Consider the following 15507-nt stretch of genomic DNA (forward strand, 5'->3'; position numbering starts at 1 on the left):
CGTTCTGTAATCCCATTCTTCTGGAGGTATATATGAACATACAAAATCAGCTTCGCACCGCTCTCATCACAGGCTCAACGTCAGGAATTGGTCTTGAACTGACACGCAAGTTACTGGCTGAAGGATGGCAGGTAATCGGTCTCAATCGTTCTGCTTTCCCATCCGAGGATACCGTTATTCAGAACGCCTTACGTTCAGGCCAGCTCCGTTGGGTTCAGGCTAATCTGACCAACTACGACAGTTTGAGGACTGCACTGGATCAGATTAAATCCGATACCGATTCAATTGATGTTTTGTTTAACAATGCGGGTGGCAGCGCTTCGGAGCTTCGTTTCTCTGATCAGGGGCATGAACTGCACTTTGAACTTCAAACTGTAGTCCCTTACATCATCTACATGGAATTAGTGGAGCTATTGCTCAAAGGACAGATGAAAACAGTCGTCAACACTTCCACCACCGCGTTCAGTATGGTCAAACAATTTGATCTAAACATCCTGGAACGTCCAGCTGAATTCAAAAAGCTGTTTGGTCCCTATGCCACCTCGAAGCTCGGTCTATCTCTATGGACACGTGAGGTTGCCAAGTCTGCCAAAGCGAATGGCATACAACTGCTAAGCGTAGATCCCGGTGGAAATAATACGCTGAGGGGCAACAAAACATCCGGCCTGCCCTTCTATATCAAACCTATTATGAAATGGTTCTTTCCTCATCCAAGCCATGGCGCTTCGCTGCTCTACAATGCGGCTTTATCACCCACCGGACATGAATCCGGTACATTTCTGGTGAAAAATAAAGCGACAGCACTTCGTTTCACAGAGCAAGGCCCTGCCGTCCTCCACCGGGTAAACGAGATCTACGAGCAGCATTTTCGTACAACGCAGTCTGGGAAGACCACAACTAGCCCATCTTAATCATAATGGATGTGAGCACTATATTATCAGCGCCCCTCCCTCATTGAAGAGCATCTTCAATCCGATCTGGAATTCTGCCTTCATTTGATTCGATAACCGGATTCATTGATTGTTCGACTTCTCACATACGTATAAAGACGTGGCCGCATGCGGTCACGTCTTTTTTGTCGTTTGTCCCTCATATTATCCAGGCCCTGATTCATAGGTGTAAACATAACGATGCAATGTCGCGTGTGACATGTTATTGAATCTGGAGGGATCACTCAATGACCAAAGGACAGCAACCTAACGAAAAACCATTTATTATCCCGCAACCCATTCGCAGTGATGGCGCTGGAGGACCTGATCTGGGACCTAGAGACGTCATGAGAGATATACAGAACCCCGATATGCTGGTACCTCCGGTAACCGATAACGGGTTATTGCCCAATCTAAAAATGTCTTTTTCCGATACGCATATGCAATTGAACCATGGGGGTTGGTCACGTGAAATCACCGTACGGGATCTCCCTATTGCCACTACACTGGCTGGTGTGAACATGAGCCTGACACCGGGAGGTGTACGAGAATTGCACTGGCATCAACAATCTGAGTGGGCCTATATGATCTGGGGAACGGCAAGAATCACTTCGGTAGATCAGAACGGACGTAATTTTATTGCGGATGTCGGTCCCGGCGATCTCTGGTTTTTCCCAAAAGGTCTCCCCCATTCCATTCAGGGACTGGAGGATGGTTGTGAATTTCTGCTTGTGTTTGATGACGGGTCCTTCTCCGATCTGAATACGTTATCCATATCGGATTGGTTTGCCCATACCCCACCAGAGGTATTGTCTGTTAATTTCGGCGTGCCCGAATCCGCTTTTCAGTCGATGCCGAAGGAACAGGTCTACATTTTCCAAGATACCGTCCCGGGTTCCATCAAGAGCCAGGAAGTTCAGTCGCCATATGGTACCGTTCCTCTCACATTCAAACACCGGTTGCTGGCTCAAGAACCGCTCATCACACCCGGCGGAAGCGTGCGGATCGTAGACTCCACTAACTTCCCCATCTCAACTACCGTTGCAGCAGCACTCGTTGAGATCCGACCTGGCGCCATGCGCGAGCTGCACTGGCATCCCAATGCGGATGAATGGCAATATTATCTGACAGGACAAGGAAGAATGACAGTGTTTGGAGGCAATGGCATTGCTCGTACATTTGACTATCGGGCTGGAGATGTCGGATATGTTCCTGTCGCAATGGGACACTACATACAGAATACCGGCACAGACACATTATGGTTTTTGGAAATATTCCGAAGTGATCGATTCGAGGATGTATCGCTGAATCAGTGGATGGCGTTAACCCCTCGTGATCTGGTCCGTGACAATCTTAATGCGCCGCCCATGTTACTCGATGCCTTGCGTAAAGTAAAATGGCCTGTCGTTTAATTTAGTATGTATATCTATCATTTATGCTGAAATGGGGTAATTGTCAGAGAATCCCACTATATAAGGAGGAATATGAAAGATGAGAGCCGTTACGTTTCAGGGAATAAAGGACATTCAAGTCAAAGAGGTTGAAGATCCCAAACTGCAACAGAAGGATGACATTATCGTTCGTATTACTTCTACAGCTATATGTGGATCGGATCTGCATATTTATCAGGGAGCCTTGCCTGCTGCCAAAGATTACGTTATCGGTCATGAACCGATGGGCATTGTGGAAGAAGTAGGTCCTGAAGTGACACGTGTGAAGAAGGGGGACCGTGTGGTCCTGCCTTTTAACATCGCTTGTGGTGAATGCTTCTATTGCAATCATGACATGGAGAGCCAATGCGATAATTCCAATGGCAATCCGGATATTCATACAGGTGGTTATTTTGGGTTCACCGAGCGTTACGGAAACCACCCTGGAGGTCAGGCGGAATTATTGCGTGTTCCCTACGGGAACTTCACTCCGTTTGTGATTCCGGAATCCTGTGAACTGGAAGATGAAGCCTTATTGTTCCTGTCCGATGTTCTTCCAACCGCTTACTGGAGCGTCGAGAATGCCGGGATTAAACCGGGAGATACGGTGACCGTACTCGGTAGCGGACCCATTGGGTTGATGACGCAGAAGTTCGCCTGGATGAAAGGTGCCAAACGCGTTATTGCCGTGGATCGCCTGCCCTATCGACTGGAGAAAGCCAAACGTTTGAACGATGCAGAGATCTTTAATTTCGAAGATTACGATGATATGGGTGAGCACATTCGCGAGATTACACAAGGCGGAACCGACGTTGTTATTGACTGTGTAGGTATGGATGGTAAAAAAACCACGCTGGAGGAGATCGGGCAGAAGCTCAAACTTCATGGCGGTTCACTGAGTGCGATCGAAATCGGCATGAAAGCGATCCGCAAATTCGGTACACTCCAACTTACGGGTGTATATGGCTCTTCCTACAACATGTTTCCGTTAGGCAATTTGTTTGAGCGCAATATCAATCTTAAAATGGGACAAGCTCCTGTTATACATTACATGCCTGAATTATTCCGCAAAATCACTGCTGGTGAATTTGATCCAACCGAAATCATCTCCCATCGGATTTCACTAGAGAATGCAAGCGATGCGTATCGCATTTTCAACGATCATGAAGACGAATGTACCAAAGTTATACTAAAACCCTGAACCGTCGTTTTGATTATAAATATGCAAAATAAAACAAGCAGAACTACCTGTTCAAGGTACTCTGCTTGTTTTATTTTATCAACATTCATCCTTTAGCTCTTTCATAACTGCTCAGCTAAATCTTTTGTTTTACCTAATCAGACATGAGTCGGTTTAATCGCTTGGATATACACACTTTCCCCTTGGAAGCTGTCGAGCTTCCCGTTCGTTGTCACTTCAAAATTAAAAAATTTTCTGATAATGGACGGTGCACTCAACATGCTCGCTTCAAGTTCCTCTCTTTCCTGTTCCGGCAGTGCTGCACGGTTACACCATTCTTCAAACTTAAAGCGCTTCTGGAAGGAAACCATCGTTTCCATTCGGAAGCCGGCATACTCCAACATATGAATCCATTCCGTCTTGCGCCATGCTCGAACATGGCTTGCATCCCGGCACTTCTCCACTTCATTGTAAAACTGGTCATTCTCGTCCCGTTCAGGTGCCACGTTGTCAATGAATAACAACCTTCCACCGGGCTTCATCACTCGTAATGCCTCATGAACAAACGAAGAAACGTCCGGAAAATGGTGGGCAGCGATTCGGCAGGTCACCAGGTCATAGATATCATCATCGAATGGCAGCTTCTCTGCATCTCCGGCTACAAAATCTACATTACCGTGTCCATTACCCTGAATAAATCGTTCAGCTGCCTGAAGCATATCCTCCGTTAGATCGAGGGCTGTCACCCGCTGAACAAGTGGAGCCAAAGCATTAGCAACATGCCCTCCCCCTGTGGCGATATCCAGCACGTTCATATCCGGAGTGGCTTGAGATGAAGCCACGAGCAACGCGAGATCCTCACCTCTGGCATGCCCCGAACTCGTCACATATTTACCTGCATTTTTCGCAAACTGCTTCTGCACCTGACTTTTGATTACATCAGACATTCCAATTCCTCCTGCATAAGTTTCATTAGACGAAACATAGTTTCAAAATATAATTATATTTATTCTACCACACATGAATGTAAAAGCTAAATAAGCATTTTACACAAATTCGGAGGCAACTTTCCACTACCTAACAAAAAAGCTGAAATAAAAAACAAAACATCCCCCAAGTGAATTTCACCCAGGAGATGTTTTTTATATTTATTACTTCACGAGCGTTGGTGACTTCTTCCACAGTCCCAGAATCAGACCAGAGATCACTGAACCAATCGCAACAGCGAGCAGGAACAATAATGCGTGGTTCGCCAGTGCTGCAACAAAGATCCCGCCATGCGGAGCTGGTACATTAATGCTCCACAGTTGTGTCAATCCGCCAGCAACAGCAGAACCCAGAATACAAGAAGTCAATACACGCAATGGATCAGCCGCAGCAAATGGAATTGCACCTTCTGTAATGAAAGAGAATCCAAGTACATAGTTAGTCAGGCCTGATTTGCGTTCTTGCTCCGTAAATCTGGATTTGAAGAACGTTGTTGCAAGTGCAATCGCCAGAGGAGGTACCATACCGCCTGCCATAACCGCTGCCATCCATGCACCGTCTGTGTTACCACTGGATGTGAATACGCCGATAGCGAACGTGTAAGCCGCTTTGTTGAACGGTCCACCCATATCGATGGACATCATTCCGCCAAGCAACAAGCCCAACAATACTGCATTACCTGTACCCAAGTTACCAAGTGCATCTACAAGCCATGTGTTCAGGGAACCAAAGATTGGATCAAAGACATAGAAACTGATTGCACCCACGATCAGCAAGCCAAATACCGGATACAGCAAGATTGGTTTCAAGCCATCAATCGCTTTTGGCAATCCTTTGAACAACTTACGGAGACCAATAACGACATAACCCGCCAGGAAACCGGCAGCCAAACCACCAAGGAAACCGGCGTTTGAGTTAACCGCCATCAATCCACCGACCATACCAGGCATCAGGGCCGGGCGATCACCAATACTCATCGCGATAAATCCGGCAAGTACCGGAATCAGGAAGTGGAACGCACCTGTTCCACCACCGATCGTTTGAAGCAGTTGCACAACCGGATTCTCAGGGCTAGCAAGCTGTTCGAACAAGAAGGAGATTGCTAGCAGAATACCGCCACCTACAACGAATGGCAGCATATGCGAGATACCATTCATCAGATCTTTATAGATTTTGCTACCCACACTGATTTTGCCAGCGCTTGCGCCCTCTTCCTTGGCATTTCCGCCTTGGCTGCGATAGATCGGTGCATCACCGTTAACGGCCTTGCGAATCAACTCTTCGGATTTACGGATTCCATCACTCACCGGTCTTTGCAATACCGGTTTGCCATCGAAACGTGCCATCTCCACATTTTTGTCTGCGGCAACGATAACCCCTTTAGCACGAGCGATCTCATCAGCCGTCAAAACATTTTGTGCTCCTTCGGAACCGTTGGTCTCTACGCGAATATTAATGCCCATTTCCTGAGCTTTCTTTTTAAGTGCATCCTCAGCCATAAACGTATGCGCTATACCGGTTGGACAGGCTGTAACTGCAACAACAAAATCTTCCGAATTGGCATTACCTACAATCACACCAGAAGTATTCTGTTGCTGACCAGTAGTAGAAGTGGATGCGGCATTCGCTGCTTTTTCAGCTTTTGCTTTTTCTTTGGCTGCTTCCTTCTCCGCTGCTTCTGCCTGTTTGGCATCAAACAATGCACTAACTTCGGCAGGTGTATCTGTACTCATCAATTGTGAGATGAAATCGCTATCAATCAACAACCTGGAAAGAGCTGCAAGCGTACGCAGATGGGTATTACCTGCGCCTTCTGGAGCCGCAATCATGAAGAACACATGAGCTGGCTGATCGTCCAACGCTTCAAAATCAAGCCCTTTTCTACTCTTGGCAAATACAACTGTTGGTTCGTTCACTGCTGTTGTTTTGGCATGTGGCATTGCAATTCCGCCACCGATCCCCGTGCTGGATTCAGCTTCTCTTTTATAGATCATTTCCTTGAACAGGACCGGATCATTGATTCGTCCGCTTCGGTTCAGGCTTGCAATTAGTTCATCAATAGCCTCATCTTTGGTTGAGGCTTGCAGGTCCATGATCATCGTTTCCTGGATCATCAAGTCTGTTATTCTCATCTTGGTACACTCCCTTAAGTTCAGTCGGCCTGCCTAGGCAGGCCTCACTACATTACAATTACAGTAAAAACCTTTTATATGGCCGTTTGACTAAATCGTCGTAATGGTTACTTGATTACGTAATTCATCAATCAATTCTCGTGATGCCAGATCATCCGAGAACGCAGTCGCGCTTCCAGATGCAACCCCTGTGCGGAAAGCTTCCAGCAAATCTCCGCTCTGTACATAGGTACCTACGAATCCGCCAATCATGGAGTCACCGGCACCAACCGAGTTTTTCACAGTGCCTTTTGGCACATTCGCATGATGAACTTCCGCTTTGGTAATGAAGAGTGCACCCTCACCTGCCATGGAAATCAACACATGTTTGGCACCGGCTTCCAGCAACTTACGCCCGTATAACACCAGTTCCTCGCGAGTATCAATCGTTACACCGAACAGTTCAGCCAGTTCATGATGATTTGGCTTCACCAGCAATGGTGCATGTTCAAGAGCTTCCATTAACGCAGGGCCAGTTGTATCAATTACAAATTCAGCACCCGTTTGCTTGCATACTTTAATGAGACGATCATAAAAATCCGTTCCAAGTGAAGGAGGTACACTTCCGGAGAGAATGACAATATCTCCTTTTTCCAACGAAGACAATTTGTAAAGCAACCGCTCGGCCTCATCGGCACTTATTGCAGGTCCAAGACCATTAATCTCTGTCTCTTCTCCATGCTTCAGCTTGATGTTAATGCGAGTATCGTCTGCAATCGTAACAAAGTTTGTCCGAATGTTATCTTCTTGCAACTTGTCATTAATGAAACGTCCAGTAAATCCACCAAGGAAACCAATGGCCGTGTTATCTGCTCCAAGTTGATTCAGTATGCGAGAGACATTAATGCCTTTGCCGCCAGGGAGCTTCAAATCCCGATTCATTCGATTCAATCCGCCTAGCTTCAGCTCATCCACTTCCACGATGTAATCAATGGACGGGTTAAGTGTTATCGTATATATCATTGTTATCCCTCAATTATTTTAGTTTTCTGGGCGATTCCAGGCCGCCAGTGTTCTGGCATCTGCTCGGTAATCAAATCGGCCTCCTCCAAATCAAACAATTTGGCAAAAGTAATTTCCCCTATTTTGCTGGAATCAGCCAGCACATAAGATTTTCCCGACAATTGATGTGCACGCCTTTTAATCAAGGCTTCCTCCGGATCCGGTGTTGTATACCCCATTTCGGGATCAACTCCGTTGCTTCCAAGAAAACATTTATCAAAACGGAAATTATCCATGTTCTGTAATGCGATACTGCCAATGACTGCTTTTGTATGAATCTTCATCATACCTCCAAGCAAATAACTGCGAATACGTTTGCTTACCAAAGCTTCAACATGTGAAAGTCCGTTGGTAACAACCGTTACGTCTTTAGCTTCAATAAAAGGAATCATGGCTAACGTTGTCGTTCCTGCATCCAGATAAATGCATTCGCCATTTTCGATCTCCTGTGCAGCCAAACGGGCAATCGTCGTTTTTTGTTGAATGTTTTTGAACGTTTTTTCTTCCATACCCGGTTCCAGCGTTTTTTCATTCACCAGTGCGGCACCGCCGTGGATGCGTTTGAGCATCTGACGACTCTCCAGATCGATCAAGTCACGCCTAATCGTTGATTCAGAAGCACCCAACACATCAACGAGCTCTTGCAATTTCACAATTCCCTGTAAATGTAAGCGCTCTATAATTGCAGCATATCGTTCTTCAGTCAGCATCTTCATTCCTCCAACTGCTTCTATAGTATCATAATCCACTCAAAAAACAACCACTTTCATTCAAAATAATTTAAAAACATTCAAAAACACGCATCTTTCGACTTATTTCCTTGTCCAATTGTCCCTTTCTCTGACGCCTGAACGCACATCTGATCTAGTCCCGATTTTATCGAAGGTGGTGACCTGACTTACCTCATGTTCTTAAAGTTGGAATTTCGTGCCCTTCGTGTCTCCATTAAAAATCCTGCAGCTTCCAGCGCTTGATGCGCGGCGCTGCAGGATTTTGCTTATCATGAAACCTTTATGGCGTTTATGACTCTACAACCATTCCATCCGGTTTGGGTTTAAGCCATTTTCCATCTTCATTAATAAAAGCCCCCTTGAAGCGGCCCATCTCCAATTGTTCAATCAGCCTCTCCTCGTTCATGACCAGAATCTCAGCGAGCTGCCCCGAGGTGTAATAATGAGCGGGATTGTAATCGAGCAGCACAGGAACAGACGTATCATATAGTTCTTTGATCAGATTCTCAAAGGAATGCCGACCCAGGTTCTCCATATCTCTATAAAATTGCAAATGTTGGGACACCATATTACGGAAAGATTTATTCTCCAGATGCATCCACAACGTGTTGCAGGCCTGAACACTCATATGATTTTGTTCTACATCGTAAAATTGAACTTCTTCAATCTTCATGTATTTCTCTTGAAATGCAACAATCTTAATCAAAGGTACATTTCGTTTACGTGACGCTTTCTTCAAATGGGCTCTAAATTGTTCATAGTTCATTTTTATTTCATTCATCTATTATCCCTGCCTTTAACATGTTCCAACCGACATTTTACAACAATTTAAAGGCAAGTGTAACCTTCATCATGTGAAAAACAAAAAAACGTGCAGCATCAGATGCCACACGTTCGCAATATTATGGAGTGCAATTACTCAGCGAGGGCACCACTTTTCACCCACGTTGCCGTAAATTCCTGTTCTTCATACGCATAGAATTGCTGCAAAATAATCTCCCGATCATCGAGGAACAACTGATCCGCTATGGCAGTGACGAGTTTCGGCACTGCACTCTTCGTTCCCGATATTGCCGATGCCGACAGACCGCAGCTGGCAAGTGCAGAGTAGTTGAATACAAACAGTCCGTGCAACGGTTTCTCACCTTTTTCACTCCTGCTTGTCATTGCAAACCCGGAACTCAGGTAAGGATGTGCATCCAGCAATGCATTGCGATGCTCTGGCGGAGCCTGGTAACAGTCCTTCCAGCGCGCGATGTATGGCTCCACAAGCTTCAGTTCAGGACGGAGTGCCGGATCACTAAGCAAACCTGTGCTAATAATTAGAAAATCAAACGTAAATGCTCCCTTTGCCGTGTGAACAATCGCTCCTTGCTCCGTCGCTTCCACACTCAGCCATGGAGCGTTCAGATGCAACTCGAAACCAGGCCAGGCTGCCGCACGATTAAACGTATCATTGGTTGGGGGTTGATTGAATTTGAAGAAATGAGAGATCACTTCATATTTATCAGCAACCGGAAGAACGTGGTATCGCTCGATCATACCGGATTGTTCCATCTGACGAATAGGATTAACACTAGGCAACTGTTCCCGCCGTACAAATACATGAGCTTCCGCCACACCCGTGGCAAGGGCATAGCTCGCATTATCGAATGCAGAAGCGCCGCCGCCAAGTACAGCAATCCTTTTACCTTTTAACCGATCAAAATCAATCGCTTCCGACGTATGGGCATACCGATCCCGAGGTAATCTATCCGCAATCATGGATGGCACATGCCACTCTCCACCACCTTGTATTCCAGTAGCAAACACTACTTTGCGAGCAAGTATAACATCCATCTGAGTTCCTGACTTGTTCACATGAAGTCGATGTATTCCGTCCTCTATTGGCTCAACCAGCGTCAATTTCACCTCATTTAGCACAGGCAGATTCAGGACTTTCCGATACCAGCGCAAATAATTCATCCAGTCTCCACGCGGGATCTTGTCTACCTCTTCCCAACCTTCTGGCCCAGCCTGTGCTTCCCACCACGAGCGAAAGGTTAACGAGGGGATACCCAGATCGATGGAAGTCAGATGCTTGGGTGTGCGCAAAGTAACCATACGTGCATAAGTCTCCCAAGGTCCTTCAAGCCCTGCTGCATTCTCGTCAATGACGACAATATTAGAGATCCGTTCACGAAGAAGTCCAAATGCCGCCCCTAATCCACTCTGTCCTCCACCTACAATGACGACATCATAGACATGACCATCCGCATGTTCTCTTGGACGTACCCAGTTCGCGCCACCAAATGACAAATAAGCTAGATCATTCTTCACACGTTCATTCAAAGCCTCCAGACTCATGATTCATCAACCCTTTCGAGATACATATATGAACTAGTCTTTCTTTAATTATTTGATGTAAGTTTGTTGTTAGTTATATTGAGAGTAATTGTGTTTTTTGTTTGTTTTTCTGAAATATATAGCGTTATTATATGAGTTGTCGGGGATGAATTGAAGTTGGCGGCAGCTTTATTGTCATCAACACTAAAAATATCTAACATGCTTGTTAATTCGCACGAAACTCTAACTGGATTATTGATACAGTTCCTGCAGAACGGATGATTTGAAGATAAAAAAAAGACAGACCAGATGTAACCTTGGTCTGTCTTATTAAAGGAATGCTATTGGCCGGCTTGTTCACGGCGCTGCAATTTTTCATTGGTTAATTTCTCAGGGGTCACATCATGACCCAGAGGGTCCACAACGGATACTGCCAGCATGGTTGTCAGTACCTGACCTCGAATAGCCTGCAAATATTGTTTTCTAAGCTCCTGCTGCTCGCTTTTTTCTGCTTTTGTCAAACCGACGCTGCTGCGTTGTTTTCGACTTAATTCGTTAATACGCCCCAAAATAGGAATCATGAAATCCACCTCACTTGTTAGTCCACTTTCCAGAAGATATTTCGAATATCTTCAAACTAACTTATTACAACTTTACGAATTTGTCCATAGGCGCAATCCATTGAGAAGTGTTTAGGTGATCTCATGCACAGACCACACGATGCCATTCGTAGCACTACTGCCCAGGTTCAGTGTAATCGTCAACCCGTTTGCAGCATAGAACAGTCCAATCACATCTCCCGCATTCAATGCCACTTCCACTGCCAAAGTCACTGAACCGCTTCCCAGCACTGCCCGCAGTGTGAGTAGCGTAATCGCGACATTTAGGACGGGTAACAAACCACTGACAAGTGTCGTTACCGTAGGTGATGTTCTCTGTACAAGAAAGGCTGGGTTAACCCCAGCACCCAGAGATAGGGCAATCGCTGCAGTCGTTGCATAATTGATCGTGGCCACAATCGAGTATCTTCCAGTTACCGGGACGGTATAGTTTCCTGTGGTTGCATTGAAGTTGGCATTACCGTAATAAGGAGCCGTGGTCGTCCAGTTGGTTAACTGAGTGCTGGTTGCTGTCGAAAGTGTAGCCAGGAATGCCGAGAACCCTTGTGTTGCAAAATTGGGGCCGGTTGGTCCAGTGACTCCGGTCAAGCCCGTGGCCCCGGTTGCGCCTGTTGCGCCTGTTGTTCCTGTGATTCCTGTTGCTCCCGTAGCTCCTGTTTCACTCGTTACACCAGTTATGCCGGTAGCTCCTGTAAGTCCGGTAGCACCAGTTGGGCCAGTATCTCCGGCAACCCCAGTTGCACCTGTAGAACCAGTAGCACCCGTAATGCCTGCTGTTCCGGTTATTCCTGTAACTCCTGTTGTGCCGGTACTTCCGGTGGTTCCCGTTGCACCTGTAGTTCCAGTTGTTCCAGTTACACCAGTCAGTCCTGTAGCTCCCGTTATTCCTGTTTCTCCAGTTGCTCCGGTGGCTCCTGATACACCTGTGAGCCCTGTAGCCCCAGCTGCTCCGGTCGCGCCAGTAATACCCGTGGTTCCTGTTGCTCCAGTCACACCTGTGATCCCAGTGGCACCAGTTACGCCAGTAACTCCCGTAGTTCCCGTTGCTCCAGTCGTACCTGTGACCCCTGTTGGACCCGTCTCACCAGTTTGGCCAGTTGTGCCGGCGGCACCTGTCATTCCAGTAGCTCCAGTTACACCCGTAATGCCAGTTACGCCGGTCGTGCCGGTTGCTCCTGGTTCACCAGTAATACCCGTTGGACCGGTTGGTCCTGTTGGTCCTGTCGTGCCTGTTGCACCCGTCTCTCCTGTAATGCCCGTGATTCCTGTTGCTCCAGTAGCCCCGGTGGGCCCCGTCACACCAGTCGTACCTGTCACCCCTGTTGGACCTGTAGCTCCAGTAGTTCCGGTTGCACCAGTAGTTCCTGTGGCTCCTGTTACACCAGTAACTCCCGTGATACCCGTTGCCCCAATCGAACCTGTTGGTCCTGTTTCACCAGTAGTCCCTGTTAGTCCTGTAGTGCCTGTCGGACCGGTTATACCAGTAACTCCAGTCGTACCTGTGCTCCCAGTTAGACCCGTCTCTCCAGTGACGCCTGTTGCTCCTGTCACACCAATTGTACCCGTAACGCCAGTTAAGCCAGTCGTGCCAGTTGGCCCTGTTTCACCGGTGACCCCGGTTATGCCCGTAGCTCCGGTATTACCAGTGGAACCAGTAGCCCCGGTGAGTCCTGTCGTGCCAGTTACACCAGCAATTCCTGTTATGCCACTAACTCCGGTTGCACCTGTAACACCAGTTACTCCCGTCGCACCCGTACTTCCACTAGCTCCAGTTATACCTGTTAGTCCTGTTTCTCCTGTTGGGCCAGTCAAACCGGTAGATCCCGTTACACCTGTGTTCCCTATCAGACCGGTCTCCCCAGTAACACCAGTGGCCCCGGTCACTCCCGTCAGTCCTGTGAACCCTGTTTCTCCAGTAACACCTGTCGTTCCGGTTACGCCAGTCACTCCCGAGATACCTGTAATTCCGGTTGCTCCTGTCGCCCCAGTCGATCCCGTCGCGCCTGTGAATCCTGTTAGACCTGTTTCCCCAGTGACACCAGTCAGTCCGGTAGCTCCGGTCACGCCTGTGAAACCTGTGGTTCCAGTAATGCCAGTTAGTCCAGTTGTACCTGTAATTCCAGTTTCTCCAGTTACACCGGTCAGTCCCGTCACACCAGTCGGACCTGTGACCCCTGTTGAACCTGTATCTCCAGTAGTTCCGATTGAGCCAGTTGAACCAGTAACCCCGGTGAATCCTGTCGCGCCAGTTACACCAGCAATTCCTGTTGTGCCACTAACTCCGGTTGCACCTGTAACACCAGTAGTTCCCGTCGCACCCGTACTTCCAGTAGCTCCAGTTATACCTGTTAGTCCTGTCTCTCCTGTTAGCCCCGTCTCTCCAGTTGCACCAGTGGCTCCGGTCACGCCTGTGATACCCGTGGTTCCAGTAAAGCCAGTTAGTCCAGTTGTACCTGTAATCCCTGTGGCTCCGGTCTCACCGGTGATTCCGGTTACCCCTGTTAACCCTGTCGTTCCTGTTGGACCGGTAACTCCCGTTAGTCCTGTGAACCCTGTTTCCCCAGTTGCGCCAGTTGATCCCGTCACACCTGTCGTTCCTGTGACCCCTGTTTGACCTGTATCTCCAGTAGTTCCAGTTGCTCCAGTAATTCCTGTGGTTCCTGTTACACCAGTATTGCCGGTTATGCCTGTAACTCCCGTAGTACCGGTCGTACCTGTTATGCCAGTAACGCCGGTTGCACCTGTACTTCCCGTTGCCCCTATCGCCCCAGTAGATCCTGTAGCACCTGTAACTCCAGTGGTACCCGTTTCTCCAGTAGCCCCGGTCGGTCCTGTCACACCTGTCGTACCTGTGACTCCGGTTGTGCCAGTGGCACCAGTTGCTCCGATCGCACCTGTACTGCCTGTAAATCCAGTAATACCTGTTGCACCTGTTATTCCAGTCGTTCCTGTTGTGCCCGCAATTCCAGTAACGCCAGTTAATCCGGTTGTACCTGTTGGTCCTGTTTCACCAGTGACACCACTTATACCAGTGGCCCCAGTGAGTCCTGTCATACCAGTCGTACCTGTGATACCGGTAGTGCCAGTAGCACCAGTTGCTCCAGTAATTCCCGTGAGGCCTGTAATTCCAGTAGAACCGGTTACACCTGTGGTACCCGTAACGCCAGGTAATCCGGTCGTACCTGTTGATCCTGTTTCACCAATACTACCTGTTATTCCAGTACTTCCTGTAGTTCCGGTTGTTCCTGTTTCGCCAGTGCCCCCGGTGGGGCCCGTTAGACCAGTCGTACCTGTAACTCCTGTGGGCCCCGTCTCACCAGTACTTCCTGTCGCTCCGGTGAATCCTGTCAAACCAGTCGCTCCGGTCGCACCAGTAATTCCTGTCGTTCCTGTGTTACCTGTTTCTCCAGTAGTACCAGTTACGCCAGTTAGTCCAGTCCTACCTGCTGTACCCGTAATGCCAGTTACGCCAGTCGTGCCAGTGACACCAGTTGGACCTGTGACTCCTGTTAGCCCCGTCTCACCAGTACTTCCAGTAGATCCGGTTACACCCATAACACCAGTAACTCCCGTAGACCCGATCCCTCCAGTGGGTCCTGTCGTACCAGTAAGTCCCGTTTCCCCAGTGGCACCAGTTGCGCCGATCGCACCTGTTATCCCTGTCGTGCCGGTTATGCCAGTATTTCCAGTCGGACCTGTAATTCCTGGGGTTCCTGTCGCTCCAGTCACTCCCGTGAATCCTGTCTCACCAGTAGATCCCGTTAGTCCCATCACACCAATTCCGGTTGGGCCAGTTGCTCCAGTGAACCCGGTAGCCCCAGCTAATCCTGCAACTCCAGTTGGACCTGTAAAGCCGGTTACACCAGTATTTCCTGTAGCCCCGGTCACGCCTGTAACACCAAATCCGGTAATTCCAGTCACACCTGTGGTGCCCATCAGTCCGGTAGCTCCTTTTGCACCTGTGACTCCAGTTACTCCGGTCCGTCCTATTAAACTGGTTGCTCCCCATATGCCGGGATACCCAGGGTCTCCGGTTAACCCAGTAGCGCCTGTTGCTCCAGTGAATCCTCTCATTCCCCGATAACCCCGTGGGCCGCGAAGGAAAGGAATCCTGTGGCTTTTCTTTTTTTTG

At 48.1% G+C, this 15507-nt stretch carries 11 protein-coding genes; 3 read left to right on the forward strand and 8 right to left on the reverse strand.

The window, feature by feature from the left end:
- The first annotated feature begins 32 nt into the window (after positions 1–32).
- From FE296_RS05040 to FE296_RS05050, 3 genes are all read left to right on the forward strand, one after another.
- Complete coding sequence (locus FE296_RS05040; protein ID WP_150364390.1) at positions 33–911, forward strand: SDR family NAD(P)-dependent oxidoreductase; 879 nt, start codon at positions 33–35, stop codon at positions 909–911.
- A gap of 266 nt (positions 912–1177) precedes the next feature.
- Entirely contained in the window at positions 1178–2341 is a 1164-nt protein-coding gene (locus FE296_RS05045; protein WP_150364391.1) for an oxalate decarboxylase family bicupin, read from the forward strand.
- Between the two features lie 79 nt (positions 2342–2420).
- A complete protein-coding gene (locus tag FE296_RS05050) occupies positions 2421–3560 on the forward strand; it encodes a zinc-dependent alcohol dehydrogenase (protein WP_150364392.1) in 1140 nt (379 codons plus the stop codon).
- 137 nt (positions 3561–3697) lie between these two features.
- On the opposite strand, the gene FE296_RS05055 is transcribed toward FE296_RS05050, so the two are convergent.
- The 8 genes from FE296_RS05055 to FE296_RS05090 form a co-directional block, all read right to left on the reverse strand.
- Positions 3698–4486 (reverse strand): class I SAM-dependent methyltransferase, encoded by a 789-nt coding sequence (locus tag FE296_RS05055; RefSeq protein ID WP_124113900.1) that lies wholly within the window; start codon positions 4484–4486, stop codon positions 3698–3700.
- Between the two features lie 204 nt (positions 4487–4690).
- Entirely contained in the window at positions 4691–6658 is a 1968-nt protein-coding gene (locus FE296_RS05060; protein ID WP_150364393.1) for a PTS fructose transporter subunit IIABC, read from the reverse strand.
- A gap of 90 nt (positions 6659–6748) precedes the next feature.
- On the reverse strand, positions 6749–7660 hold the full coding sequence (pfkB, locus tag FE296_RS05065; RefSeq protein WP_150364394.1) for a 1-phosphofructokinase: 912 nt from the start codon (positions 7658–7660) through the stop codon (positions 6749–6751).
- 2 nt (positions 7661–7662) lie between these two features.
- Positions 7663–8409: a DeoR/GlpR family DNA-binding transcription regulator gene (locus FE296_RS05070; protein WP_017689448.1), complete on the reverse strand. Its 747-nt coding sequence runs from the start codon at positions 8407–8409 to the stop codon at positions 7663–7665.
- Between the two features lie 310 nt (positions 8410–8719).
- Positions 8720–9211, reverse strand: a complete 492-nt coding sequence (locus FE296_RS05075) for a hypothetical protein (protein ID WP_150364395.1) — start codon at positions 9209–9211, stop codon at positions 8720–8722.
- A gap of 134 nt (positions 9212–9345) precedes the next feature.
- Positions 9346–10776 carry an NAD(P)-binding domain-containing protein gene (locus FE296_RS05080; protein WP_150364396.1) on the reverse strand — a complete coding sequence of 477 codons (1431 nt, stop codon included), beginning with the start codon at positions 10774–10776 and terminating at the stop codon, positions 9346–9348.
- A 320-nt stretch (positions 10777–11096) separates the two neighbouring features.
- Positions 11097–11336 carry a DUF896 domain-containing protein gene (locus FE296_RS05085; protein WP_047842338.1) on the reverse strand — a complete coding sequence of 80 codons (240 nt, stop codon included), beginning with the start codon at positions 11334–11336 and terminating at the stop codon, positions 11097–11099.
- A 111-nt stretch (positions 11337–11447) separates the two neighbouring features.
- A complete protein-coding gene (locus FE296_RS05090; RefSeq protein WP_150364397.1) occupies positions 11448–15449 on the reverse strand; it encodes a beta strand repeat-containing protein in 4002 nt (1333 codons plus the stop codon).
- Positions 15450–15507: the final 58 nt, after the last annotated feature.

The organism is Paenibacillus sp. UASWS1643, from assembly GCF_008693195.1.
Classification (GTDB): Bacteria; Bacillota; Bacilli; order Paenibacillales; family Paenibacillaceae; genus Paenibacillus; species Paenibacillus amylolyticus_B.